Source organism: Nonomuraea sp. PA05, from assembly GCF_008086045.1.
In the GTDB taxonomy this organism is placed as follows: Bacteria; Actinomycetota; Actinomycetes; order Streptosporangiales; family Streptosporangiaceae; genus Nonomuraea; species Nonomuraea monospora.
Genome location: NZ_VSEY01000057.1, coordinates 15,777 through 40,283, shown reverse-complemented (window position 1 = coordinate 40,283; position 24,507 = coordinate 15,777). Strand labels below are relative to the sequence as shown.

Genomic DNA, 24,507 nt, shown 5'->3' with positions numbered 1-24,507 from the left:
CGACGGCGTGATCCGGGTGCTGATCGCCGACGACCAGGACCTCGTCAGGGGCGGCCTGGCCGCGCTGCTCGGCCTGGAGGACGACATCGAGGTGGTGGCCGAGGTCGGCCGCGGCGACGAGGTGCCGGCGGCGGCGTACGAGCACGACCCCGACGTGATCCTGCTCGACATCGAGATGCCCGGCCTGTCCGGCCTGGAGGTGGCCGAACGGCTCCGCGACCGCCGGGTGATCATCGTGACCACGTTCGGCAGGCCCGGCTACCTCAGCAGGGCGCTGGACGCGGGCGTGGCCGGGTTCGTGGTCAAGGACGCGCCGGCCGCCGAGCTGGCCGCGGCCGTCCGCAAGGTGATGGCGGGCGAGCAGGTCATCGACCCCAGGCTGGCCGTGACGGCGCTGACCACCGGCCCCAGCCCGCTCACCCAGCGGGAGGCGGAGGTGCTGCGGGTGGCGTCCGGCGAGCCGACCGTCGCGGCGATCGCCCGGCGGCTGTTCCTGACGGAGGGCACCGTCCGCAACTACCTGTCGTCGGCGATCGGCAAGACGGGCGCGCGCAACCGCGCGGAGGCGGTCCGGGTGGCGGAAAAGCGCGGCTGGCTCTGACGCGTGGCGGGTGAGCGCGGCCGGCTCTCACGCGTGGCGGGTGAGCGCGGCCGGATCTGATCGCGAACCTGCGGAGCGCGGCCGGGTCTGACCGCGAATCCCGCTAGCCTGCCAGGGAAGTGGTGGTTATGCCCGCGTTATGCCGGGCCCTCCACACTGAACGGCATTTGAAGATCTTGGGGGGCGCGGGTGCGTGTTCTGATCGCCGAGGACGAGCGCATGCTCGCCGACTCGATCGCCGAGGGGCTGCGCGGAGAGGCGCTGGCCGTGGACGTCGCCTACGACGGCGAGGCGGCGCTGGAGCGGCTCGGGGTGCACGACTACGACGTGCTGATCCTCGACAGGGACCTGCCGGGCACGCACGGCGACGAGGTGTGCAGGGCGGTGGTGGAGCAGGGCTGGCTGGTGCGGGTGCTCATGCTGACGGCGGCCTCCGACGTGCGGGCCAGGGTGGCGGGGCTGTCGCTGGGGGCCGACGACTACCTGCCCAAGCCGTTCGCGTTCGAGGAGCTGGTGGCGCGGGTGCACGCGCTCGGGCGGCGGGCGCGCAAGGCGGACCCGCCGATGCTGGAGCGGGCGGGGGTGCGGCTGGACTGGGCGCACCGGCAGGTGTTCCGCGACGGCCGGTACGTGCCGCTGGCCCGTAAGGAGTTCGGCGTGCTGGCCGAGCTGCTGCGGGCGCGCGGGGCGGTGGTGTCGGCGGAGACGCTGCTGGAGAAGGTGTGGGACGAGCACATCGACCCGTTCACGAACACGGTGCGCACGACGATGATGAAGCTGCGCAAGAAGCTCGGCGAGCCGCAGGTCATCGAGACCGTGCCGGGATCGGGGTACCGCATCCCATGAGCGTGCGCATGCGTTTCGCCCTGGCGTGCGCCGGCGTGTTCCTGGTGCTCGGCGTCGCCGTCGTGGCCGCGCTCTACGTCGTGGTGCGGCAGAGCCTCGAGTACCGCAACGGCCTGCTCACGCCGGCGCACATCCAGGTGGACGTGCCGGAGCAGTACGGCCCCGGCTGGTTCGAGCGCTTCTCGCAGCAGTACGAGGTCGCCAGGAAACGCGCCGACCAGGTCAGGGCCGTCTACCAGGCCGACACGCTGGCCGGCATCCGCGTCTGGGGCCCCGTCGGCGTGCTGGGCGGGGCCGGGCTCGCCTTCGGGCTGGGCTGGCGGGCGGCCGGATGGGTGTTGCGCCCGCTCAGGTCGGTCAACGACACGGCGCAGCGGGTCCTGCTGGGTCAGGACGCGCGGCGGGTCCTGCTGGGTCAGGACCTGAAGCAGCGGATCAGCTTCGACGGCCCGCACGACGAGATCAAGGCGCTGGCCGATACCTTCGACACGATGCACACCCGGCTGGCCCGCTCGTTCGACGGGCAGCGCAAGTTCGTCGCCAACGCCGCTCACGAGCTGCGCACCCCGCTGACGATCAACCGCACGCTGGTGGACGTGGCCGTGCGCCGCCCCGACGCCACCGACGACGTCAAGCGGCTCGGCGAGTCGCTGCTGCTGGTCAACGCCCGCCACGAACGCCTCATCGACGGCCTGCTGGCGCTGGCCGAGGGCGAGCAGGCGGTGCTGGACCGGCGGCCGTTCGACCTGACGGACGTGGCCGAGCACGTCCTCGACCAGGCGGCGGCCGAGGCGGCCGAGCGGGAGGTGAGCATCCACCGGCTGCTGGACTCCGCGCCGACGGCCGGGGAGGCGGTGCTGGTGGAGCGGCTGGTGCAGAACCTGGTGGAGAACGCGATCCGGCACAACCATGCCAAGGGCGAGGTGTGGGTGACGACGCGCGGGCGGGCCGACCGGGTGGAGCTGGTGGTGGCCAACACCGGGCTGCAGGTGCCGCCGTACGAGATAGAGACGATCTTCGAGCCGTTCAGGCGGCTGCACGGCGACCGGCTGCGGTCGGACCGGGGCAGCGGGCTCGGGCTGTCGATCGTGCGGGTGATCGCGGAGGCGCACGGCGGGACGGTGCTGGCCAGGCCGCGTGACGAGGGCGGGCTGACGATCACGGTGGAGCTGCCCGCCGACCCCGCCTCGACGCAGTGATCAGCCGTCCGGGTGCAGGACGTCCTGGTGGATCTCCCACAGCGCGCTCTCGGGGACGCCGGACTTGACGAGCTGCTCCCACGTCGCCATCCGGTCGGCCGGGTCGGCGAGCATCGCCTGCAGCAGCGGCTTGAGCGCGGCCCGGTCGGCGCCCTCCTCGTGCCACATCGCGCCCAGCGCCTGGTGCATCGCGGGCGAGCGGACGGCGACCGTGCGCAGCAGCTCGTCCAGGATGCCGGCGCGGTCGCGGAACGGCAGCGCCTGCCCCTCCCCCAGCGCCCGCAGCAGCAGGTCGAGCAGCCTGCGGTGGCGGGGCGCGTGCCCGGTGGCGACCGCGACGACGACGTCGCCCATCCCGCTGGGCTCCGTGCCGCCGAGCACGACGTCCTCCTCGCCGTCCACCACCACGCGGTGCGCGGACAGCGCGGTGACCAGCCCGGCCCAGCCGTCCACGCCGAGCTGGCCCTTCCACAGGTGGGTGAGCGCCGACCAGCGCTCCAGGTGGCCGGGCCCCGGCAGGATGGACGACACCGCGACGGGCTCGTCCGAGACGGCGACGATGAGCAGGGTGAGGTTGGCCGAGTAGGCGGCCAGGCGGCGGGTGATCGTGTGCCGGACGGGGCGGAAGCCGGTGAAGTGGCGGCGCGTCCGCTCGTACAGGGCCCGCCGCAGCAGGCCCGCGAGTAACTCGGCGCAGCGCGCCCGCACCGCCGCCGGCACCTCCTCCAGCAGCTCCACGATGAAGCCGACGGCGGGGCCGCGCTCGGCCAGGCACGAGTGGGAGGTGACCGCGTACAGCAGGTCGTCGTCCACCGCCTGGACGACGGCGAGCGGCTCGTCGCCCGCCAGGCGGCGGCGCCGGTCGAGGTCGCGCAGCGCGTACAGGGTGAGCCAGGCCACCAGGAACTCGCCGAACGTGGAGTGCAGGAACGCGTGCCCCTTCCTGCGCACGAAAAAGAAGCGTTCGGTGGCCTTGCGCGCCCAGTCGACGCGTTCCTCCTCGTCGTCCTGGTCGTCCTCGCCGCCGTGGCAGAGGGCGGGCAGGTCGCGGTCGAGCTGCTCGTCGGTGATGACCTGGCTGCCGCGGGCCAGCATGGACAGCGCGACCGCGCCGAGCAGCACCAGCTCCTGGTCGATGACGACCCGGCGGGCGCCGCCCGTCTCGCGTTCGGTGTAGTCGCGCAGCAGCACCTCGTACAGGCGGGACCTGCGCAGCGGGCCGTGGTCGTGCTGCAGCGCGTTGCCGCCGGCGTCGTAGAGCGCGAGCAGCAGCAGGAGCAGCGGCTGCCTGGCCATCTCGCCGTGGACGAGCGCCGCCCGCGCGGGCAGCGGCTTGAGGTCGCGCCTGGCGAGCAGGCCGCGGTTGGCCTGGTCCCAGATGTCGAGCCACTGGCGCACCTGGTCGTCGTCGAACGGCAGGAGCTGCAGCGCCAGCAGCCCGTCGGGGAAGCGGACGCGGTCGGCCACCACCGTGCGGCTGGTCACGATGACCGCGACGGGCCGCCCGAGCGCCGCCTCCCTGGCCTGGAACTCGCGCACCCGCTCCAGGTAGTCGTAGCGGTTGAGGCCGCCCTGCACCAGCTCGTCGAAGCCGTCCAGCAGGATCACCGGCATCGCGCCGTCACCGGCGGCCACCAGGTCGGCGTAGGGCACCTCCCGCCCCAGCACCTCGCCGACGGCCTGCTCGATCTGCCCGTCCAGGTCCGCCAGGGCCCGCACGGCGCGCAGCTCCACCCGGAACGGCAGGAACTCCGACCTGGCCAGGCGGGCGCCCAGCACCTCGGTCAGCTTCGTCTTGCCGGAGCCCGGCTCGCCCAGCACGAGCAGCGGCGTCTGCGTGGCGCGCAGCGAGGTGAGGTGGCCGACCAGGAACGCCTCCGCGTCGGGCAGCAGCCGCTGCCTGTCCCACCAGCTCCGCTCGGCGGGCGAGGACTCGCGGCTCAGCTCCGCCACCCGGCAGCGCGGGCTGAGGTAGCCCTCGCCGAGCAGCGGCAGGTAGACGTCCTCGGGCAGCTTGCCGGCCAGCAGGAGCGGCTGGTCGAGGGCGTTGGCGGCCATCCTGACCTGGTGGATCATCGGGCGGTCGCCGACCCGGGGCGGGGCCAGCTCGGCCAGCAGCCACGCCACCCGCGACAGCGCCGTGGCCGGCTGCGGCCGTTCGGTGACCAGGCTGCGCACCCCGAACTCGTGGCTGTCGAGCGCCAGCGACCGGTAGTCCTCGTCGTAGATGCGCAGCGCGTGCGCGGTCGGCCCCTCCGACAGCAGGCGGGGCAGCGCGAGCTGGTCCTCCACGGCCAGCTCGTCCCAGACGGACAGGCCGCCGACGTACCCGGTCATGGCCTCGGACATGCGCAGGTAGGCACGTTCCACGTCGGCGCGGGTCTCGGCGTACGGCACGTGCGGCTCGGGCGTGGGCAGCCGCTCCAGCAGCAGGCCCGCCAGCAGCCTGGCGTAGCGTTCTGCCGTCGGCACGCCGTGCGAGATGCGGTCGCCGCGGTCGAGCTGGTCCAGCGTGAAGGGCAGCTTCGCCTCGCCGAGCGCCTCGAACCAGGCCGCCACGACGATCGCGGCGTGCGCCGCGGCCAGCCGCTGGGTGCGCGTGAAGCGGTTCACGCCGCTCTTCAGCTCGGGCATGCGGCGGACGAGGTCCTCGCCGTAGGAGACGATGCCGTCGCGCATGTCGCGCAGGCTCGTGGTGAGCCGGGTGCCGCCCGCCAGCGCCCAGCCGGTGCGCTCGGCCTCGGAGGCGAGCCCGATCACCTTGACGAGCCTGCCGTCCTTGCAGCCGAGAATCCTCAGGGCGTCGGCGTAGCTCGGGGTGTCGATCATGGCCTTCTCCCTGGGACTGGGATGTCCCATCATGCGATGAACGCCCCGATCGGCGCAGGCTTGTTCGCCACAGCGACCGAGACGTCACCCGCGCGTCACGTTCCTTTCACGGCCTGTGCTATCTCCGGCAGCGCGCCCGGGTCCTCGATGGTGGAGGGGATGTCGTACGGGTCGCCGTCGGCGATGTTGCGCATCGTGGCGCGCAGGATCTTGCCCGAGCGGGTCTTCGGCAGCCGGGACACCACGACGGCGCGGCGGAACGCGGCCACCGGGCCGATGCGCTCGCGCACCAGCGCCGTCAGCTCCCGCTCGATCTCCTCCGGGTCGCGCTCCGCGCCCGCCTTGAGCACCACGAACCCCATCGGGAGCTGGCCCTTCAGCTCGTCGGCCACGCCGATCACCGCGCACTCGGCGACGTCGGGGTGGGCGGCGATGACCTCCTCCATGGCGCCGGTGGACAGGCGGTGCCCGGCCACGTTGATGACGTCGTCGATGCGGCCCATGACGTAGAGGTAGCCGTCGCCGTCGAGGTGGCCGCCGTCGCCCGTCAGGTAGTGGCCGGGGTAGCGCTCCAGGTAGGAGCGGTGGAAGCGGGCCTCGTCGCGGTAGAGGGCGGGCAGCGCGCCGGGCGGCAGCGGCAGCTTCACGGTGACCGACCCCTCGGTGCCGGGCGGGCAGTCGTCGCCGTCGCCGTCGAGGACGTGCACGTCCCAGCCCGGCACCGGCCTGGTCGGGGAGCCTGGCTTGATGGGCAGCGGCTCGATGCCGACGCAGTTGGCGGCGATCGGCCAGCCGGTCTCGGTCTGCCACCAGTGGTCGATGACGGGGATGCCGAGCAGGTCGCCCGCCCAGTGGTAGGTGTCGGGGTCGAGCCGCTCGCCCGCGAGGAACAGGTACCGCAACCCCGACAGGTCCCACTTTTTCGCGAAATTGCCGGAAGGGTCCTCTTTCTTGATGGCGCGGATTGCGGTCGGCGCCGTGAACAGCGTCCGCACGTCGTGCGTCGCCACCACCCGCCAGAACGCGCCCGGGTCCGGGGTGCCGACCGGCTTGCCCTCGTACAGGACCGTCGTGCAGCCCGCCAGCAGCGGCGCGTACACGATGTAGGAGTGGCCCACCACCCAGCCCACGTCGGAGGCGGCCCAGTAGACCTCGCCGGGGGCGGCGCCGTACACGTGCGCCATGCTCCAGTGCAGCGCCACCGCGTGGCCGCCGTTGTCGCGCACGACACCCTTCGGCATGCCCGTCGTGCCCGAGGTGTACAGGATGTACAGCGGGTCGGTCGCGGCCACGCTCACGCACGGCACGCTCTGCGCGCCCGCCACCGCCCGCGCCCAGTCGAGGTCCCGGCCCTCGCGCAGCTCCGCCACGCACTGGGGGCGCTGCAGGATCACGCACCGCTCCGGGCGGTGCTCCGCCTGCTCCAGCGCGTCGTCGAGCAGCGGCTTGTACGCCACCACCCGCGCCGGCTCGATCCCGCACGACGCCGACAGCACCACCTTGGGCCTGGCGTGGTCGATCCGCACCGCCAGCTCCCTGGCCGCGAACCCGCCGAACACCACCGAGTGCACCGCCCCGAGCCGGGCGCAGGCCAGCATCGCGACCACCGCCTCCGGCACCATCGGCATGTAGATCACCACGGTGTCGCCCGCCGCCACCCCGAGCCCCCGCAGCATGCCCGCCGCCCTGGCCACCTCGTCCAGCAGCTCGGCATAGGTGTACACGCGGACCGTGCCGGTCACCGGACTGTCGTAGATCAGCGCCGCCTGCTCGCCGCGGCCCCGCTCGACATGCCGGTCGAGGGCGTTGTGGCAGGTGTTGAGCCGTCCGTCGGGGAACCAGCGGCCCTCGCCGTACACGGTGGCGGGCGCCACGTCCCAGTCGATCCCGCGGGCCGCCTCCCCCCAGAACTGCTCGGGCTGGTCGATGCTGCGCCGGTAGACCTCGTCGAAAGCGCTCACCCGTCGATCAGAACAGCCCGCGGCCCCATGACGCAAGATATCCGGGTGAGCGATGACGTGATCCTTTCCGTGGTGGTGGGGTCGAGGGCGTACGAACTGGACACCGACGACTCCGACACCGACCGGCGCGGCGTGTTCGTGGCGCCGACCTCGGCCTTCTGGCGGCTCGACAAGCCGCCCACGCACCGGGACGGGCCGCTGCCCGAACAGTTCTCCTGGGAGGTGGAGCGCTTCTGCGGGCTGGCTCTCGACGCCAACCCCACCGTCCTGGAGTGCCTGTGGTCCCCTCTCGTCGAGGTGATCACCCCCGCCGGGCAGCGGCTGCGCGACCTGCGCGAGGCCTTCCTGTCCGTACGGGCGCAACGCTCCTTCGCCGGGTACGCCGAGGCGCAACTGCGGCGGCTCGACCCGGAACGGCCCAACTGGAAGCAGGCCATGCACATGATCCGGCTGCTCATCAGCGGGCTGCACCTGGTCCGGCACGGCGAACCACTCGTCGGGATGGCCGAGCACCGGGAGCGGCTGCTCGCGGTCCGGCGCGGCGAGATGCCCTGGGACTCGCTGCTCGCCTGGCGGGCCGCCCTGTCGGCCGAACTGACCGCGGAGCCCGGCGCCCTGCCCGCGTCGCCGGATCGGGGGCGGGTGGAGGAGTTCCTGGTGCGGGTGCGGCAGGAGAACCTGCCGCGGGGGCGGCCGTGACGTTCGCGCGGCGGCGGGTAGGGGCCCGCCGCGCCATCACGTCGCGGCGGGATCGGCCGACAGGACCAGTCTCACGGAGAAGTTGCGGTATCCGGCCCGTTCGAACGCGCGGGCCATCGGCACGTTGCCCGCGTCCGTGTCGGCCACGACGCGCTGCACGCCGCGCTCGGCGTGGCAGCGCGTGATCTCGGCGAGCAGGTCGTCGACGTAGCCGTGGCCGCGCTTCTCCGGCACCACCCCGAGGTAGCCCACCACGGGCCCCGCGTTGTTCGCCGACGGCAGCGCGACCCCCACCAGCTCGCCCGCCTTGTCGTAGGCGAGCCGCCACCACGCCCGGTCGCCCGGCATGGACCTGAGGTCGCGGAGGTCCTCGCGCGCCTGCTCCTGCGGCCCCATGGTGGCCAGGGCCTGGCGGGTGTGGTGGTCGAGCGTCCCGGCCGCCACCCTGACGAACGCCGACACGAACGCCTCGTCGTCGTCCTCCTCGCGGAACTCCAGCCGGCCGGACGGCTCGGGCACGGCCGCGTCGGCCGCCGTCCACTCGTAGCGCAGGCGTTCGAGCTCGTCGGTCAGCCCCGCGCGCCCCGCGGCCTCCCACCGCCACGCGATGGCCGCGCTCGCCTTCGGGTCGTCGCGCCAGCCGTTGGAGACGAAGACGTGGTACGCGGGCGACTCGCCGAACGCGGCATGGGCCCGGCGCAGCAGCTCGGCGGCCAGGCCGACGCGGTCGGGCGCCGAGGGGGCGACGTACAGGCAGTCGAGCGCGAGCGGCCGGTCGCCGGGGAAGCCCCACCACACGGCGCGCGCCATGATCTCACCGCCCGGCTCGTCCTCGGCGAGCCAGACGCGGTCGTAGCGGTAGTTGCCACTCTCCAGGAACGACAGCAGCCGGTCGGGATGGGACCAGCTGATGGACTCGTCGACGACGCAGCCGAGCAGGCGGTCTAGATCGTCCTCGACGGCGGGACGGAAACGCATGGATCCTCCGGGAAGCAGAAGCGGGCGCGGCGAGCGCCACGGAACGTGCCGAACATCTCGGTGCGCCTCCTTTCTTCTGACTTTTCGGCGTCGGCGGGCCACTCTAGCGGAGAACTCGCGAAAGGATGGGCGGGTGAGCTCCTACGACGACGACACGCTGCCCTTGCAGCCCCCCATCCGGCTGCCCGGCAAGGCCACGCTCGCGTCCGCCGTGCGCGCCGCTCCCATGGCCGGAGCGCTGCAGCCGGAAGGGGACGACACGGAGGTGCTGGCCTTCTGGGCGGAGCACTGCCGCAAGCGGCTGGCCGGGGACGAGGGGCTGCTGCTGGAGCTGGTCCGGCTGTTCCTGTCCAGGGAGCCGCTCAGTGGCAAGGCGTCCCCGACGCTGACGGGGCTCGGCCTGGTGCGGCAGGCGGAGCCGTACACGCTGAGCTGGCTCGGGCTGTGGGTGGCGCGGCAGATCATCGCCGAGACCACCGGGCAGGACATCCCCGTCATGGGGACGCTCGCGGACGCCGACGCGGCGACGCTGCTGCACGGGCTGCGGTCGTATCCGGAGAGTGAGCGCGGCGAGGAGCTGGCCGGGTGGCTGGAGGGCCGCGACGAGCAGGCGGCGGCGGACGAGATCGCGTCCGTGCTGGGCGCCGTGAGCCCGCTGAGCCGGGCGGTCGGCGTGGAGCTGCTGTCCACGGCGTTCGGCGAGGAGGGGCGGCAGGCGCTGGCCCGGCTGCTGGAGGAGCCCAAGCTGGGGGCGGTGATCGCGGCCAGGACCGGGCGGGAGGAGCGGCAGCCGACGCCGGACGAGATCGCCTGGGTGCTGGTCGACATGGCGGCGGCGCTGCTGGAGTTCGGCGGGGAGACGGGCGAGGTGATCGAGTCGATCGCGATGGGGATGAAGCCCGAGGAGCAGGCGGGGACGATCGCGATCCTGGCGTTCGGCGATCACCCGTGGACGGGGCAGGTGCTGCGGGTGTTCATCGACCATCATCCGGACGAGCGGGTGGTGGCGGCGGCACGCAAGGCGTTGCGGCGGCTGAGGGGGCTGGCCGACCTGCGGGGGTGAGGCCCGGGTGACCCGTGGTGGCCCTGTGACGGCGGGGGCGGGGGTAGAGTCGGCTCGGTGAGTGAGCATGCGATCTCCCCCCGGTCCGGCATCCTGGGCGACGCGTTCGCCTGCGGCTGCGGCGTGATCCTCGGCGGCCGGATGACCGCCGAGCTGCACGCCGCCGAGAACGGCCTGTGCTCGGCCTGTCTCGGCACGGCCGAGGAGGAGGTGGCGCCGGAGCTGAGCCGGCCCTGCACGTCCTGCGCGGGCACCGGGCGGCGCAGGGAGCAGGTGACCTGGCAGCTCGCGCACGCCGAGGCCGAGCACCTGATCACGATCACGGTGGTGCGCGGGGTCGTGGCGGCGTTCGACGGGCCCTTCCGCCTGTCCGAGGTGGCCGACACGGTGCGCAACGGGCTCGGGCTGCCCACGGGGCGGCTGCCGGTGGGGCCGCGGGTGCGCGACCTGCTGCTGCAGTTGCAGGCGGCGGGTGAGATCACCATGTTGTCGGCGCCCGACGAGATGGTGGGCACGGACATGGTGCTCTACCGCGACCCGCAGTGGCAGCGGGTGCGCACCCTGGGCTTCTGACGAGCGCTCCGCGTCCGGTCAGGTGGTGACGCGGCAGAGGATCTCGCCGTGCAGGACGGACAGCCATCCGTCCCCGGCCGCCGCCCACTCCAGCCACCCCTCCGACATGCGCCGCAGGTCCGCCTCCGTGGCGGCGCCGGTGGCCACGGCCTGCTCCGCCATCGCGGAGCTCACGATGCGCTCCGCCCACATCCCGCCCCACCAGGCCCGGTCCTCCGGGTCGGCGAAGGTCCAGGTGCTGGACGTGGCGGTGACGTCCTCGAAACCGGCCTGCCGCGCCCAGGACAGCAGCCGCCGCCCCGCGTCGGGCTCGCCCCCGTTGCCGCGCGCGACCCGCTGGTAGAGCGCCATCCACTCGTCCAGCGCCGGAACCCGCGGCCACCAGGTGAACGCCGCGTAGTCGCTGTCCCGCACCGCCACGAACCCGCCCGGCCTGGTGACCCGCCGCATCTCCCGCAGCGCCCGCACCGGGTCGCCGACGTGCTGCAGCACCTGGTGGGCGTGGACCACGCAGAACGTTTCGTCCGGGTGGTCCAGCGCGTGCACGTCCGCCACGGCGAAGTCCACGTTCGTCAGACCTCTGGCCGCCACCTCGGCCTTGGCCAGCTCCAGCGCGTCCGCGGTGACCTCGGACGCCGTCAGCCGGCCGTCGGGGACGAGCGCCGCCAGGTCGGCCGTGATCGTGCCGGGGCCGCTGCCCACGTCCAGGATCTTCATGTGCGGCTTGAGGTGCGGCACCAGGTAGGCGGCGGAGTTCTCCGCGGTGCGCCAGCGGTGCGAGCGCAGCACGGACTCGTGGTGGCCATGCGTGTAGACGGCGTCCATCGGTGAACTCCCTCGGTCTCGGCGACGTTGCCGCAACCCTAACGCCATCTCACTATTCAAGAGAAACTGTCTTATATTTCGAGACATGTCGGAGACTGCGTAGACTTGTGCCGGATTCAGCCGAGGAAGGGGCGTTGGTGGTGGGAGAGGTCCGGCCGATCGTGACCGTGGGGGACCCGGTGCTGCATCGCCCGTGCGAGCCGGTCACCCGGTTCGACGGGGAACTGGCGGCGCTCGTGGACGACATGTTCGCCAGCATGTACGCGGCCGAGGGCGTCGGCCTGGCCGCCAACCAGATCGGCGTGCCGCTGCGCGTCTTCGTCTACGACTGCCCGGACGACCAGGACGTGCGCCACAAGGGCGTCGTGGTCAACCCGGTGCTGGAGGTGCCGGGGCTCGGTGAGCGGCGCCTCGACGGCGGCGACGAGGGGTGCCTGTCGGTGCCCGGCCAGTACGCGCCGCTCGCCCGGTCCGACCGCGCCACCGTGCGGGGCTTCGACGCGGCCGGCGAGCCCGTGACGGTCGAGGGCACCGGGTTCCTGGCCCGATGCCTGCAGCACGAGACCGACCATCTCGACGGGTACCTGTACATCGACCGGCTGCCGGTCAAGCGGCGCAAGCAGGTGCTGGCGGCGTACCAGGAGTCCCTCGCCACCGCACGGGACAGCGGCGCGGCCGGATAGCAGCGTGGTGGGACCAGCAGGCGCGGCGAGATGGCATGCGCGGCTGACACATGCGCGGCGGACAGTGGCGCGGCGGGTCAGCGGATGAGGCCGGTGATCTCCACGACCTCGCGCAGGTTGTTCAGCTTCCTGAACAGCGCCAGCGCCTCCTCCCGCGCCTGCCGCGCCGCGTCGCGATCCCCCCTGGCGTGCCACGCGGCCTCCAGGGCCTTCAGCGCGAGGGCCTGCTCGTAGGTGTTGTTCGTCTGGCGGCCGATCTCGGCGGCGTCGTGGAGGTAGCCGCACGCGTGCGCGTACTCCCCCGCCGCGTGGTCGAGCTCACCGAGCAGCCGCAGGCCGACGGTACGGCCGAGGGGGACGGCGTACGTCTCGAAGACCTTGAGCGCGCGCTCGATCTCGTCCCGCGCGTCCGCCCGCCGCAGGGCGCGGTCGAGGTTGCCCGCGCAGAGCAGCAGGTACGCCTCCAGCAGCCGCTCGCTGCGCCTGCGGCACACGTCGATGTGGTCGTGGACGCGCTCCAGCGTCTGCTGCCGTGCGGCACCCGTGTCGGCGGGCGCGGCAGCCAGCTCCCACAGGGCCAGCACCCGGTCGTGGATGGCGCCGCTGCGTTCGGCGAGCTTGAAGCTGAGCTCGGCGTAGCCGGCGGCGTCCGGACGTCCCTGCTCGCGCGCGATCATGGCCCGCAGGTACCACAGGCGGCCCTGGCCCAGCTCGTACGCCGCCGTTATCGCGGCCGCCATGGCCTCGGTCGCGTGCGCGTGCGCCTGCCCGAAGTCGCCCTTGTGGCGCAGCGCGACCCCGCACAGGAACTGGGCGTCGATCTGGCCGTGCAGGTCGTCGGTCTGCCGGAACGTCTCCAGCGCGGACTCCGCTCCGACCAGGATGATCCTCGGGGTCGCCTTGACGCCCGTCATGCGCAGATAGCCGAGGTTGCGGAGCATGACGGCCTCGCCGCGGCGGTTGCCTGACTGGGCGCACACCTGGCGGGCCAGCTCGTGGGTCTGCAGCCAGCTGTGGTAGAGGCCGCGGAACGCGAAGTAGTTGATCGCGGTGGCGGCCAGCTCCCAGGCGGTGTCGTCCAGGCCGGCCGCGCCCGCCTGGGCGATGAGCGTGGGCAGGGCGGCGCGCTCGCTGTCGAACCACGCCGTGGGATCCGCCTGGACCGCCCGGACGATGGCCGGATCGGGAGGCCACCGGTGCGCCGATCCGTAGATGTCGGCGGCGACACGTTCGGACAGGAGCTGGTCGGCGGTCTCCGCGAGGGCGAGCCAGGCGCCCAGCGCGCGGGTGCGGAGCTGGGCGTGCACCTCGGCAGGGTCCTCGTGCTCGGCGCGTTCGCGGGCGTACAGGCGGACGAGGTCGTGCAAGCGGTAGCGGTTCTGCCCGAGCCCGTCGGTGCCGGCCCAGGTGAGGAGCTGGGCGTCGAGGAGGGAGTCCAGGTGGGTCTCGGCCTGCTCGACCGCGATGTCGAGCATGGCGGCCGGCAGCCAGGCGGCGAAGTCGGGGACGTCGAGCAGGCCGAGCGAGCGGAAGAAGAACCGGCTGCCGGGCTCCAGCGCGGCGTAGCTGAGCTCCAGGCTGGCCCGTACCGCCATGTCGTCCTCGGACAGCTCGTCCAGCCGCTGCCGCTCGTCCAGCAGCCGGGTGGCCATCCGCTCCAGCGGCCAGTGCGGCCGCGCGGCGAGCCGTCCGCCGGCCACCCGGATGGCGAGCGGCAGGTAGCCGCAGAGCCGCACTATCGTCTCGGCGGCCTCGGGCGCGCCGGCCGGGCGTTCGGCGCCGACGATCCTGGTCAGCAGCTGACGGGCCGAGCCCGATTCGAGGACGTCGAGGTGGAGGGGCTGGGAGCTGATCCAACGGAGCCTGCGCCTGGAGGTCACGATCACGGCGCAGCTCGGGCTGCCGGGGAGCAGCGGCCTGATCTGGCGTTCGCTGGCCGCGTTGTCCAGGACGACCAGCAGCCGGGAGTGCGCCAGCAGCCCGCGATACCGTTCCGCGCGCTCCTCCGTGCTGGTGGGGAGCGCTCTGCCGTCGGCGCCCAGCGCTGTTAGGAAGCGGGCCAGTACCTCGCCGGGGTCTGCCGGGTCCTGCTCGGCGCCGTGGAGGTCGACGTAGAGCTGGCCGCCGGGGAAGCGGGTGCGGAGGCGGTGCGCGACGTGCACGGCCAGCGCCGTCTTGCCGATGCCGCCGTGGCCGCACAGCGCTGTCACGGCCGGGGCCGTCGTCTCGTCGTCGCGGGCGAGCCGGGCCATGAGCTGCCGCACCTGCTCCTCCCGGCCGGTGAAGTCGGCGATGTCCGGCGGCAGCATGCACGGCGGCCCCGCCCCGACCAGCCCCGCCCCGACCAGCCCCGCCCCGACCGGCCCCGCTCCCACCAGCCCCGCTCCCACCGGCCCCGCTTCCACCGGCCCTGTCCCGGCCGGACGCGTGCGTGGCGTCGTGTCGGGGGCGGCGGGCTGCTCGTCGCGGAGCCGGGCAGGATCGCGTGAGTCGTCTCGGAGCCGGGCAGGGTCGCGGGGGTTGTCGCGGAGCCGGGCAGGATCGCGTGAGTCGTCTCGGAGCCGGGCAGGGTCGCGGGGGTTGTCGCGGAGCCGGGCAGGACCGCGCGAGCCCGGTGCCGTGCCGAGGGGCCGTTCGTCCCGCAGGATGGTGTGCTCCAGGTCCCGGAGCTCCTTCGCCGGCTCGATGCCCAGCTCGTCGATGAACAGGCGGCGGGTCTCGCGATAGACCTCGAGCGCGTCGGTACGCCGCCCGCACCGGTACAACGCCAGCATGAGGAGACGGCGGAGGTTCTCCCGCAGCGGGTACTCGGCCGCGAGCCGTTCGAGCTCGGGCAGCACTTCGGCGTGCCGCCCCAGCTCCAGGTTCGCGTCGATGCCGGCCTCCAGGGCGGTGAGCCGGAAGCGGTCCAGCCGGGCCCGCTCGGCCTCGACCGCCGGGGTCGAGGGCACGTCGGCCAGCGCGGCGGAGCCGTGCCAGAGAGCGAGCCCCTGGGTGAGCCGTTCGGAGGCCGGCTCCCAGCGTCCGGCGGCCAGGTCGGCCTGCCCTTCGGTGAGGAGCCGTTCGAAGACGCCGCAGTCCAGCGCCTGCGTCTCGACCTGGAACTGGTATCCAGGGGGGCGGGTGATCAGGCGGTGCCCGAGTTCGCCGGTGAGGACTCGCCGCAGGCGCATCACGTACGCGTGGATCGTGTTGTGGGCGGAGGCGGGCGGCCGTTCGCCCCACAGCTCGTCGATGAGCCGGTCGATCGTGACCAGGCTGCCGTTCGCGAGGAGCAGCACCGCCAGCACGGCACGCTGCTGAGGTGCGCGGATCGTCGCCCATCCGTCACTGCGGGCGACTTGGAGTGGTCCGAGCAACCGGATCTTCACGACCTTCTCCGTTCGCACGGGAATCGTCGCCGTCATTATGATCTAGGTCATGATCCGTGAGAAGAGGAGTGGATCAAACTACGCGCCCGCGCGCCTCGCAGTCCCGGCAGGGCGGCCAGCGGCAGCGCGGACACCACAGCGATGATCACCCACATCAGCCACGGAAGGCCGCCGGTCAGCAGGGGCGGGACGAGCGCTCCGGTGAGCGCGTTGCCCATGGCCGTGCCGAGCCCGGACAGCAGGCCGAGCAGTCCGAGGTAGGTGGCCAGCCGGTGCGGGGGTGCGATGGCGGCGACGTGCGTACTGGCGAAGGTGGTGAAGAGGATCTCGCCCACGGTCAGGACGACGATCGGCAGGTAGATCCACGCGTACGAGGCCTGGAGCCCTTGGACGGCGGCGAGCAGAAGGAAGCCCAGCAGGGTGAGCAGGAAGCCGCCGAACATCGGGATCCGGGCGGGCAGCTTCTCCAGCGCGCGGGTCAGCGGCAGGCTGAAGGCGACGATCAGGGCGCCGTTGAGCACGAACAGGGTGGCGACGGTGGTCGTGCCGTGGACGCTGTCCAGCGCCGTGACCACGAGCGGGATCGAGAACTGGAACTGCGAGAAGCTCACCCAGAAGGCGATGATGAGCAGCGCCGCCAGGAGCAGCGGCCGGTGGGTGAGGATCTCCCGCAACGCCGGCCTGGCCCCGCCCGGGGAGGCGGCGGGGGCCGGCGAGGGCGCGGCGGGCGCGGTGAGCAGGCGCAGCGCCGCGTAGGACAGGACGTAGATCCCGGCCGCGCAGGCGAAGGTCAGCGAGGGCGAGAAGGCGAACACCGCGACCCCGGCGAGCGGGCCCACCATGGACCCGAGGTTGAAGCACACCGAGGTCAGCGAGAACACGCGGGCCCGCAGCCCGGCCTCGCAACCGCTGATCAGCTTGTATCTCATCGCGATCACCAGGCAGCCGTCGCCCAGCCCCAGCAGGAGGATGCCGGCGGTGGCGACGGGCGCGGACCGGGCGATCGACAGCGTCGAGAAGCCCGTCACCATCAGGCAGAACCCCGCCGTCAGCAGCCGGTCGGGGGCCAGCCGGTCGGTGAGGTGGCCGCCGAGGACCTGCGCCCCCTTGGACACCAGGGTGAAGGCCGTCAGCACGGCCGCCGCGAACCCGATGCCGAGGCCCAGGACCTGGGAGAAGTAGACGGCGAAGTAGGGGATGACCATGAAGTCGGCCGCGACCGTGATCAGCGTCAGCGACAGGAGCACCCATACCTGCCGGGGCAGGCCTCTCATGGCGTGGGGGACGCGTCGTGGCCGAAGATCTCGGCGCGGGCCTGCGACGACACGCAGCACCAGGTCTCCCCGCCGTCGGCCGCGCGCAGCAGCACGCCGAACGCGGCGTCGAGGTCGTCCAGGACGCGAACGAGGTCCGTCCTGTTCTCGGCCCACACGCTGTAGGCGCCGAAGGTGCTCCAGTTGTCGTGGGCGTAGCCGGTGGCGTCCCCGGGGGATCCGTAGAAGTCGAAGTCGACGACGCCGGGGATGGTGTTGGGGTCGCGGTCCTGGCGCACGCGGACGATCGTGCCCGGGGGCAGGTCGATGAAGACGGTCAGGGCGATGCGCTCGGCGGCGGGAGCGGGCACCTGCGGCAGGTCGTGGCGCAGGTGCATGCCGACCAGGAAGGGGGTGGCCTGCCCGCCGTAGCGCCAGTTGATCAGGTCCATGACGGCGTGGCCGGGCTCGCGAACCGCCCACTCGACCGGGTACACGGTCCCGCAGTCGATCGCCTCCAGGTGCAGGATGCCCGTCTCCATCCCGGTCAGCTCGATGATCCGCATGGCCAGCCCGGCGAAGGCGGTTTGCTGCCCGGCGGCCAGCTCCGCGGGCACGACCTGTACGGTCTCCACGAAGTACGGCTCCGCGCCCTTGCCCTTGCCGGTGAAGTTCGTCAGCATCGGCAGGCCGTCGAGCACGAGGCACTCGACGCTGATCTCCCGCCCGGCCAGATACCGCTCCAGCAGGAAGGGGGCGTTGCGCGCCTCGGCCAGGTAGTCCTTCAGGTCGGCGGCGCAGTCGAGCCGGCGCACGCCGTCGCTGCCCGAGCTGGAGCAGGGCTTGGCGACCACGGGCGCGTGCTCGGCCAGGAACGCGTAGGCCTCGTCCGCCGTGGTGGCGACGGTGAAGGGCGGCACGGCCACCCCGTGCGCGGCGCAGAGCAGCCGCTGCATCACCTTGTTGCGCGAGATGGTGGCCGCGCGCAGGCCGGGGCCGGGCAGGTCGTAGATGGTGGCCACGCGCGCCGCCACTTCCACGTGCTTCTCGCTGTCGGCGTACACGCCTTTCAGTTCCAGGTTGTTCGCCAGGCGCTGGACGGCGCTCAGCACCCGGACCGAGTCGAGGACGGCCACCTCGACGGGCACGTCGGCCAGGGCGAGGCGGCGCTCGTACAGCTCGGTGAGCTGCCTGGCGGCGGGCGTGTCCCGCTGGAACGGCTCGCAGATCACCACCACGGCGACGCCTTGCCGGTGGCAGGCCTCGACGAAGGTGGGCAGGCCCGTCGACAGGCTCAGCCCGATGACGAGCATGGCCGGGGTCTTGGCGGTCATGTGCTGCTCCGGGGGTGGGGTGTGGCCGGCAGGGGGGTGAAGGTGATGAGGCCGAGGCATTTGTCGGCGTGCTGGGCCGCTTCGGTCGCCGTCCCGGCCCGGACGAGGAGGTGTCCGTGCCGGTCGCGGTAGTCGCGCAGCAAGCCCGAGGATTCGATTTCCGCCGGGAGGACGAGGTCGTGGACGGACGGCGACCGCAGCGCCGCGGAGCCGTCCAGCCGGAAACGTCCTGCGGCGGGCGCGGTGATGAACCGGACGCAGGCGCCGCCCGCGTGGGCCGGCTCCCGTTCGGGAGCGCGCGCCCCCAGGAAGGCGCGGACGGTCTCCCTGGTCATGTCCACGCCGGTGGCCAGCTCGACGAGGTCGATGATGCGATCGCCGGCGAGCCGGGCGCCGACCTCGATCAGCACCGGGTCGCCGTCCCGCAGCCGCAGCTCGATGTGGGCCGCGCCGACGCGGATCCCGTACGCCTCGTGGACGCGCTGGGCGAAGCGGTGGACGCGGGCCAGCTCGGGCCCCCGCAGGGCGGACGGCACGGTGTGGCCCAGCTCGACGAAGTGGGGGCCGTCGGTCACCAGCTTGTCGGTGACGTTGACCAGCGCGGGGCCGGAGCCGAAGGCGACGGTCTCGACGCTGATCTCAGGTCCGGTGATCATCTCCTGGACGAGGGCGAAGGCGGCCACCGGGTACTCCCAGTCCGCCTCGGGCGGCCGGCGCCAGATGCGCGCGCAGCACTCCAGCAGTTCCTCCGGGGAGCGGACCTTGTAGACGTCGCAGCTCGCCGCCGTGTCGGGGGCCTTCACCACGGCCGGATAGCCGACGTCGCCGGCCGCCTTCAGAGCCTGCCGCTCGGTGGCGACCTTGTGGGTGCGGGGAATGCGCAGCCCGCACTGGCGTGCCCGTTCCGCCATGCGGTCCTTGAGCCGGAGGGCGTCGATGTGGCGCAGGTCGTTGCAGGCGAGGCCGAACCGGGCCGCGAGGCGGTGCGCGAGCGGGACGAAGTATTCGAATCCGGGGATCACCGCGGTGATCGGGTGGGTGTCGTGCAGCCGCTCCGCCGCGCGCAGGACCGCGTCCGTGTCGCTGACGTTGATCCGGATCAGCGTGTCGATCCATGGCCGGCAGGAGTCCTCCAGCCGGACCGGGCCCGCGTCCAGCGCCATCACGCTGACGTGGGCGCCCAGCGCCTTGGCCGCGGCGGGCAGCCCGGCTCCCGAGCTCAGCGGCTCCACGATGCATACATGCTCCGACATGCGCGTCTCACAGGCAGGTGTCGAGCAGGGACCGCGCTCCCCGCCGGTAGGCGGCCAGGAAGGTCTCCAGCCGGGAGACGGTGGGCTCCAGGTCCTCGCCGACCGTCCTGCCCCAGCGCTCGCCCTGGAAGATGAACCGGATGAGGAACGCGTCCGGAGCGGTGCGCAGGGCGGAGAGGCGCTCGACGAACCGGGCGTAGCCGTCCGCGTACGCGCCTTCCAGCAGGCCGTCCGGGTTGGGCTCTCTCGCGATCCCGTGGGAGTCGAGCAGGTACCGGCTGACCACGTAGTCCTCGATGTTGGACAGGTAGACGGTGTCCGCCCGCTCGCCGAACCCGTCCAGCAGCTCGTTGATCAGCTTGATGCTGCGGGCCGAGGAGAAGTTCCCGAGCATCGGGATGATGCGGTCCTCCAGGCACATCCGGCGCACGTACGCGAACCGGTCGGCGTCGGTGAGGAAATGGAAGTTCCGGCGGTAGGAGTTCCTGGCGAGAATGACGTCACGCAGGGTCGGGCTGCCCAGCGCGTCGGCGCATTCCTTGTTCACCGCGGTGATGGCGAGCTGCCTGGCGAAGAACTGGCCGTACAGGTAGGAGAGGCGGTCCAGTTGCCCGTCGTCGAACGCCCATCGCCGTTTCGCCTCGGAGCGGAGCCATTCCACGTTGTCCCGGTAGGTCCCGGGGTCCGGGGTGCCTCGTTCGAAGGCGGCGACGAGGTCCTCCGGCTCATCGAGAACCGGGGGCGGCTCCTCCAGCCGTCGCGAGAACAGCAGCAGCAGATAGTCCAGCGGGTCGCCGGCCCGCTCGATGAGCAGCTTGAACATGAGGTGTTCGATCAGGTTGTCGAGGCGGCTGTCGCAGATGACGGCCAGGCGGGGCCGCAGGGCGCCGATGTAGGTCAGGTTCTGGCAGGGGCCCACGCCGATGTAGGCGCCGGTGCCGTCCTTCCCCGTGCCTGGCCGGCATTTGGCGATGGCGTCGTTGTGGGCGACCTCGGAGGTCACGAAGCAGTCCATCGTGTAGCCGCTGGGGGAAACGTTTTCAGCCAGGGCGAGCCGTACGACGTCGTCGAGGTTCAGGGATCGCATGAGGTTGCCTTTCAGTCGCGTCGGCCGACCAGTGCGGCCATGCCGTCGTAGCCGGACCGGAGAGCCTGTTCAGGGGTGTGCCGCGTGAGGGTCGAGCGGAAGGGCCCGTACGGGATGTAGCTCTTCTCGATGTCCGCCATCGACATGGAGCACGCGGGATATTCGGGAGCCTCCGGGCTCGCCTGGTAGCCCGTCGAGCCGACCATGTGGGCGGTGACGAACAGCCCGCCCGGCTTCAGCGAGCGCAGGAGTGAGTCCAGGGCGGTGGTGAACACCGCGGGATCCGTGGTGATCGACTCCGCGACGAAGAAGCACATGACCGCGTCGTAGTGGCTGACCGGCAGGTCGAAGATGCTGCCCGCCTTGACGACGGCGGCGTCGCGCACCCTGCGCAGGCTCGTACGGTGGCCGGATTCCCGCATGAGGCGCTCGAACTTCGCCCACACGGCCAAGGTCGCGCCGTCCCCGCGCTCCAGCGCGTCACGCAGGTAGGCGAGGTTCGCTGCGGAGTGCTCGACGAACTCCAGGGTGCCTTTCCCGTGCAGGTAGGGGGCCAGCAGAAGAGCGGGATACAGGTTCGGGCCCGCCCCGATGTCGGCGGCCAGCCGGAGGCTTTCCGGAATGACCGCGAGGTCGCGCAATTCGTCCATCACGAATCGCATGATCTGCAGGTCTTCCTGCAGGATCCGCCGCCCGTAGTTCTGGTTCACGTACGTGTGGCTGTCGAAGCCGTCCCAGTCGACCATCGCGACTCCCGTCTCGCTCGGGGAATGGCCAGCGTGACCGCAGGGCCTGACTTCTGTCTGACACGGCTTTCACGCGGGGTCAGTCAGCCGTCAGCCAGGCGTCATGACGGCCTCTCATCCTCCCCAGGTCGAGCAAAGCGCCAGCGAGGGAGTCACCGTGAACCACGCCTTCGAGATTCGCGCCGCCACCAGGAGAATCGGCACGCACACCGTCCGGACGCCGTTCCACCCGCTCGGAAAAGACGTCCTGGTCAAGCGGGAGGACCTTCAGGTGAGCGGATCGTTCAAGATCCGTGGCGCCGTGAACACCTACCTGACCGCCGCGCGGGAGCGGCGCGAGCGGGCGCTGGTCACCGTCTCCACCGGGAACACGGGCCGCGCCCTGTGCGCCATCGGGAGGTGGTTCTCCGTGCCGGTGCACGTCTTCGTGCTGGAGGACTGCGACGCCGGCAAGCTGGACGACCTGCGGCGGCTGGGCGCCACCGTGCATGTGGCGGGACGCTCCTTTCTCGCGGCGGGCGTGATGGCCCGTGAATTCGCCGACGAGCACCGGATGTCGTACTGCTCGTCGGGCGCCGACTGGGATTTCCTGCACGGCCTGGGCAGCATCGTGCTCGAACTTCATGACCAGCATCCGGACCTGGACACGCTTTTCGTGCCGGTCGGCGGAGGCGGTCTGGCCGCGGCCGTCGGCACCGCCTACGCGGCCCTTCCTGAGGCCGGGAAGCCGAGAATCATCGGGGTGCAGGCCGCGAATTCGCGGCCCATCCATGATTTCTTTCACTTCGGCCGGAGTACGGCCGAAGCCTCCCCCACCATGGCGGACTGCCTGGCCGGGGAACCCGAGGCTGACGCCATCATCCTGGACGTCGCCAGGTCGGTTCTCGCCGACGTCGTCCTGGTCTCCGAGCCGGAGATCGAACTGGCCACGAAACACCTGGCCTCCTACGGGATCACGGTGGAGCCGGGCGCCGCCGCCGGCTACGCCGCTCACCTCGCCGCGATCGGCGGAGACGGCGTCACCGGGAAGACGGGTGTCCTCCTCACAGGCATGGCCTGATGACCACTAAAGCGGATAAACCACCGCTATAGTGGAGGAATGGAAGGCGAAGGGGTCCTGTCCAGCGGCCTGTCCATGGCCGAGCTGGGGCAGCGCATCCGCGGCGAGCGGCAGGCGCGCGGGCTGTCGATCGAGCGGCTGGCGGAGCTCAGCGGCATCAGCAGGAGCATGGTCTCCGAGGTCGAGCGGGGCACGAAGACGCCGACCGTGCTGGTGCTCGACCGGCTGGCCACGGCGCTGGGCACGTCCATCTCGCGGCTGCTCGACGAGCCCGCGCACGGCGCGATGCGGGTGCTGCGCCACGCCGAGCAGCGGGTCCTGCGCGACCCGTCCGGCTGGGAGCGGCGGGTGCTGTCGCCGGTGCTGGGCGAGGTGGAGTTCGAGTTCATGCGCACGACCATCGGCCCCGGCGTGGACGCGGGCGAGTTCGTGCCGCACGCGCCGGGCTCCCGCGAGTACCTCGCCGTCGAGCACGGCAGCCTGCGGCTGACGATCAACGGCAGGCCGTACGAGCTGGCGGCCGGCGACTCGGTCTACTACCCGGGCGACTGCCGCCACGCCTACGCCAACCACGGCACCACCGACTGCGTCTTCTACCTCGCCATGGAGGTGGGCGGAGTCGGGCACCACGAACGACGGAGGGAATCCCCCGATGCATGAGCTTCGCCGCGCCGGCCTCAAGGCCGCCCAGATCATGGCCGACCATCTCGAAGGCGTCGCGGAGCGGCCGGTGTGGCAGCCGGTGCCGGACGGCGAGCGGGCCTGGCTCACCGGCCAGGAGCTGCCCGAGACCGGCCGCGCGCTCGACGAGCTGCTGGAGGACGCGCGCGAGCACGTGCTGCCGTACCCGATGGGCAACGGCCACCCGCGCTTCTTCGGCTGGGTGAACTCCCCGCCCAACCCGGCGGGCGTGCTGGTCGAGCCGCTGGCCGCGGCGCTCGACCCGAGCTGCGCGGGCGGCGACCACGCGGGCCCGCACCTGGAGCGGGCGGTGGTGCGCTGGCTGGCCGGGCTCGTCGGCTTCCCGCATCCGCCCGGCGGCGGGCTGCTGACCAGCGGCGCGTCCATGGCCACCGTGATCTGCCTGGCCACCGCCCGGCAGCAGGCGGCGCTCGCGGCCGGCTGGGACGCCCGCGAGGAGGGCCTGTCGGGCCGCCCGCCCATGGTCATGTACGTCACCGAGGAGGGGCACAGCTGCCTGCACAAGGCGGCCCAGCTCCTCGGCCTCGGCGCGCGCAACGTCCGGACCGTGCCGGTGGACGCGGCGTACCGGATGGACGTGCGGGCGCTGCGCGCGATGATCGCCGAGGACCTGGACGCGGGGCTGCGGCCGTTCTGCGTGGCGGGCAGCGCGGGCACCGTGAACTCCGGCGCGGTCGACCCGCTGGACGAGATCGCCGACGTGGCGGCGTCCTACGGGCTGTGGTTCCACGTGGACGGCGCCTACGGCGCGCTCGGCGTGCTGGCCGACGGGGCGGCGCCGCACTACGCGGGGCTGGAGCGGGCCGACTCGCTGGCCCTCGACCCGCACAAGTGGCTCGGCGTGCCGGTGGGCTGCGGCTGCGCGCTGCTGCGCGACCCGTCCGCCGCGCGGGCCGCCTTCAGCCTGGTGCCGTCGTACCTGGTGGACGAGAACGCGGGCGACCTGGGCTGGTTCGCCGAGTACGGGCCCGAGCAGACCCGGCCGTTCCGCGCGCTGAAGACCTGGGCGACGCTGTCGCACCTGGGCCGGTCGGGCGTCAAGCGCCTGGTGGACCACACGACGGGGATGGCGCGCACGCTCGGCGCGATGATCGAGGCGGCCCCCGACTTCGAGCTGCTCGCCCCGGTCACCACCTCCATCACCGCCTTCCGGCACACCCCTCGGGCCGACGGGCTGGACGAGCTGAACCGGGCCATCCCGGTAGCGGTGCAGGCGCGCGGCAACGCGTTCCTCACCGGTACCAGGCTCGGCGGGCGGGACGCGCTGCGCACCTGCATCCTGCACCCGGACACGACCGAGCAGGACCTGGTGGTGCTCCTGGACGAGATCCGCCTGGCGGCCAAGGCGCTGCTCTAGCGGGAGATCGGCACGCCCCGCCCGCCCGGCGAAGCGGCGCGGGGCAGTGAGAGGCACATCCACCCGGGTAGAGGGTCGGCTGACCCG

General features: G+C 72.6%; 20 protein-coding genes. 10 read left to right on the top strand and 10 right to left on the bottom strand.

Features of this window, described 5'->3' with window-relative positions; all coding sequences use genetic code 11:
- The first annotated feature begins 7 nt into the window (after window positions 1–7).
- From FXF51_RS53350 to FXF51_RS53340, 3 genes are all read left to right on the top strand, one after another.
- Window positions 8–601, top strand: a complete 594-nt coding sequence (locus tag FXF51_RS53350; RefSeq protein WP_222871877.1) for a response regulator transcription factor — start codon at window positions 8–10, stop codon at window positions 599–601.
- 189 nt (window positions 602–790) lie between these two features.
- Entirely contained in the window at window positions 791–1,447 is a 657-nt protein-coding gene (locus tag FXF51_RS53345; RefSeq protein ID WP_148442528.1) for a response regulator transcription factor, read from the top strand.
- Between the two features lie 8 nt (window positions 1,448–1,455).
- Window positions 1,456–2,646, top strand: coding sequence for a sensor histidine kinase (locus FXF51_RS53340; RefSeq protein ID WP_262380478.1), 1,191 nt, complete (start codon window positions 1,456–1,458; stop codon window positions 2,644–2,646).
- Here FXF51_RS53340 and FXF51_RS53335 read toward each other — a convergent pair whose 3' ends face one another.
- Together FXF51_RS53335 and FXF51_RS53330 are read right to left on the bottom strand one after the other, a co-directional pair.
- On the bottom strand, window positions 2,647–5,475 hold the full coding sequence (locus FXF51_RS53335) for an NACHT domain-containing protein (RefSeq protein WP_148442526.1): 2,829 nt from the start codon (window positions 5,473–5,475) through the stop codon (window positions 2,647–2,649).
- Window positions 5,476–5,570: 95 nt separating this feature from the next.
- Window positions 5,571–7,436 carry a propionyl-CoA synthetase gene (locus FXF51_RS53330; RefSeq protein WP_148442525.1) on the bottom strand — a complete coding sequence of 622 codons (1,866 nt, stop codon included), beginning with the start codon at window positions 7,434–7,436 and terminating at the stop codon, window positions 5,571–5,573.
- Window positions 7,437–7,481: 45 nt separating this feature from the next.
- On the opposite strand from FXF51_RS53330, the gene FXF51_RS53325 reads away from it, so the two are divergent.
- Window positions 7,482–8,135: a nucleotidyltransferase domain-containing protein gene (locus FXF51_RS53325; RefSeq protein WP_262380477.1), complete on the top strand. Its 654-nt coding sequence runs from the start codon at window positions 7,482–7,484 to the stop codon at window positions 8,133–8,135.
- A 36-nt stretch (window positions 8,136–8,171) separates the two neighbouring features.
- On the opposite strand, the gene FXF51_RS53320 is transcribed toward FXF51_RS53325, so the two are convergent.
- A complete protein-coding gene (locus FXF51_RS53320; RefSeq protein ID WP_148442523.1) occupies window positions 8,172–9,113 on the bottom strand; it encodes a GNAT family N-acetyltransferase in 942 nt (313 codons plus the stop codon).
- Between the two features lie 133 nt (window positions 9,114–9,246).
- Here FXF51_RS53320 and FXF51_RS53315 point away from each other — a divergent pair, with 133 nt between their 5' ends.
- Complete coding sequence (locus FXF51_RS53315) at window positions 9,247–10,176, top strand: hypothetical protein (protein ID WP_148442522.1); 930 nt, start codon at window positions 9,247–9,249, stop codon at window positions 10,174–10,176.
- A gap of 57 nt (window positions 10,177–10,233) precedes the next feature.
- Window positions 10,234–10,749: a hypothetical protein gene (locus FXF51_RS53310; RefSeq protein WP_148442521.1), complete on the top strand. Its 516-nt coding sequence runs from the start codon at window positions 10,234–10,236 to the stop codon at window positions 10,747–10,749.
- 18 nt (window positions 10,750–10,767) lie between these two features.
- Here FXF51_RS53310 and FXF51_RS53305 read toward each other — a convergent pair whose 3' ends face one another.
- Window positions 10,768–11,574 (bottom strand): methyltransferase domain-containing protein, encoded by an 807-nt coding sequence (locus FXF51_RS53305; RefSeq protein WP_148442520.1) that lies wholly within the window; start codon window positions 11,572–11,574, stop codon window positions 10,768–10,770.
- A 137-nt stretch (window positions 11,575–11,711) separates the two neighbouring features.
- On the opposite strand from FXF51_RS53305, the gene def reads away from it, so the two are divergent.
- Entirely contained in the window at window positions 11,712–12,257 is a 546-nt protein-coding gene (gene def, locus FXF51_RS53300) for a peptide deformylase (RefSeq protein WP_262380476.1), read from the top strand.
- A 77-nt stretch (window positions 12,258–12,334) separates the two neighbouring features.
- Here def and FXF51_RS53295 read toward each other — a convergent pair whose 3' ends face one another.
- From FXF51_RS53295 to FXF51_RS53270, 6 genes are read right to left on the bottom strand one after another with little or no spacing between them, the layout of a single operon-like run.
- Window positions 12,335–15,628 carry an AfsR/SARP family transcriptional regulator gene (locus FXF51_RS53295; protein ID WP_187415059.1) on the bottom strand — a complete coding sequence of 1,098 codons (3,294 nt, stop codon included), beginning with the start codon at window positions 15,626–15,628 and terminating at the stop codon, window positions 12,335–12,337.
- Between the two features lie 47 nt (window positions 15,629–15,675).
- On the bottom strand, window positions 15,676–16,902 hold the full coding sequence (locus FXF51_RS53290; RefSeq protein ID WP_148442518.1) for an MFS transporter: 1,227 nt from the start codon (window positions 16,900–16,902) through the stop codon (window positions 15,676–15,678).
- Entirely contained in the window at window positions 16,899–18,215 is a 1,317-nt protein-coding gene (locus FXF51_RS53285; protein WP_187415058.1) for an ATP-grasp domain-containing protein, read from the bottom strand. The genes FXF51_RS53290 and FXF51_RS53285 overlap by 4 nt, the downstream gene beginning before the upstream one ends.
- Window positions 18,212–19,468 (bottom strand): ATP-grasp domain-containing protein, encoded by a 1,257-nt coding sequence (locus FXF51_RS53280; RefSeq protein WP_148442516.1) that lies wholly within the window; start codon window positions 19,466–19,468, stop codon window positions 18,212–18,214. Before FXF51_RS53280 ends, FXF51_RS53285 begins: the two co-directional genes overlap by 4 nt.
- A gap of 7 nt (window positions 19,469–19,475) precedes the next feature.
- Window positions 19,476–20,555: a hypothetical protein gene (locus tag FXF51_RS53275; RefSeq protein WP_148442515.1), complete on the bottom strand. Its 1,080-nt coding sequence runs from the start codon at window positions 20,553–20,555 to the stop codon at window positions 19,476–19,478.
- An 11-nt stretch (window positions 20,556–20,566) separates the two neighbouring features.
- Window positions 20,567–21,301, bottom strand: coding sequence for a hypothetical protein (locus tag FXF51_RS53270; RefSeq protein ID WP_148442514.1), 735 nt, complete (start codon window positions 21,299–21,301; stop codon window positions 20,567–20,569).
- Between the two features lie 157 nt (window positions 21,302–21,458).
- Between FXF51_RS53270 and FXF51_RS53265 the strand changes: the two genes are divergently transcribed.
- The 3 genes from FXF51_RS53265 to FXF51_RS53255 are packed head-to-tail and all read left to right on the top strand — an operon-like array spanning window position 21,459 to window position 24,420.
- Window positions 21,459–22,361: a pyridoxal-phosphate dependent enzyme gene (locus FXF51_RS53265; protein ID WP_187415057.1), complete on the top strand. Its 903-nt coding sequence runs from the start codon at window positions 21,459–21,461 to the stop codon at window positions 22,359–22,361.
- Between the two features lie 39 nt (window positions 22,362–22,400).
- Entirely contained in the window at window positions 22,401–23,021 is a 621-nt protein-coding gene (locus FXF51_RS53260; protein ID WP_148442512.1) for a helix-turn-helix domain-containing protein, read from the top strand.
- A complete protein-coding gene (locus tag FXF51_RS53255) occupies window positions 23,014–24,420 on the top strand; it encodes a pyridoxal phosphate-dependent decarboxylase family protein (RefSeq protein WP_148442511.1) in 1,407 nt (468 codons plus the stop codon). Before FXF51_RS53260 ends, FXF51_RS53255 begins: the two co-directional genes overlap by 8 nt.
- Window positions 24,421–24,507 lie beyond the last annotated feature (87 nt).

What these genes read in the sequence shown, in the direction of transcription:
- FXF51_RS53335 (WP_148442526.1), bottom strand. Translation starts at nt 5,475, where the DNA reads ATGATCGACACCCCGAGCTACGCCGACGCCCTGAGGATTCTCGGCTGC.
- FXF51_RS53255 (WP_148442511.1), top strand. Translation starts at nt 23,014, where the DNA reads ATGCATGAGCTTCGCCGCGCCGGCCTCAAGGCCGCCCAGATCATGGCC.
- FXF51_RS53275 (WP_148442515.1), bottom strand. Translation starts at nt 20,555, where the DNA reads ATGCGATCCCTGAACCTCGACGACGTCGTACGGCTCGCCCTGGCTGAA.
- FXF51_RS53305 (WP_148442520.1), bottom strand. Translation starts at nt 11,574, where the DNA reads ATGGACGCCGTCTACACGCATGGCCACCACGAGTCCGTGCTGCGCTCG.
- FXF51_RS53270 (WP_148442514.1), bottom strand. Translation starts at nt 21,301, where the DNA reads ATGGTCGACTGGGACGGCTTCGACAGCCACACGTACGTGAACCAGAAC.
- FXF51_RS53320 (WP_148442523.1), bottom strand. Translation starts at nt 9,113, where the DNA reads ATGCGTTTCCGTCCCGCCGTCGAGGACGATCTAGACCGCCTGCTCGGC.
- FXF51_RS53340 (WP_262380478.1), top strand. Translation starts at nt 1,456, where the DNA reads ATGCGTTTCGCCCTGGCGTGCGCCGGCGTGTTCCTGGTGCTCGGCGTC.
- FXF51_RS53290 (WP_148442518.1), bottom strand. Translation starts at nt 16,902, where the DNA reads ATGAGAGGCCTGCCCCGGCAGGTATGGGTGCTCCTGTCGCTGACGCTG.
- FXF51_RS53260 (WP_148442512.1), top strand. Translation starts at nt 22,401, where the DNA reads ATGGAAGGCGAAGGGGTCCTGTCCAGCGGCCTGTCCATGGCCGAGCTG.
- FXF51_RS53280 (WP_148442516.1), bottom strand. Translation starts at nt 19,468, where the DNA reads ATGTCGGAGCATGTATGCATCGTGGAGCCGCTGAGCTCGGGAGCCGGG.
- FXF51_RS53285 (WP_187415058.1), bottom strand. Translation starts at nt 18,215, where the DNA reads ATGACCGCCAAGACCCCGGCCATGCTCGTCATCGGGCTGAGCCTGTCG.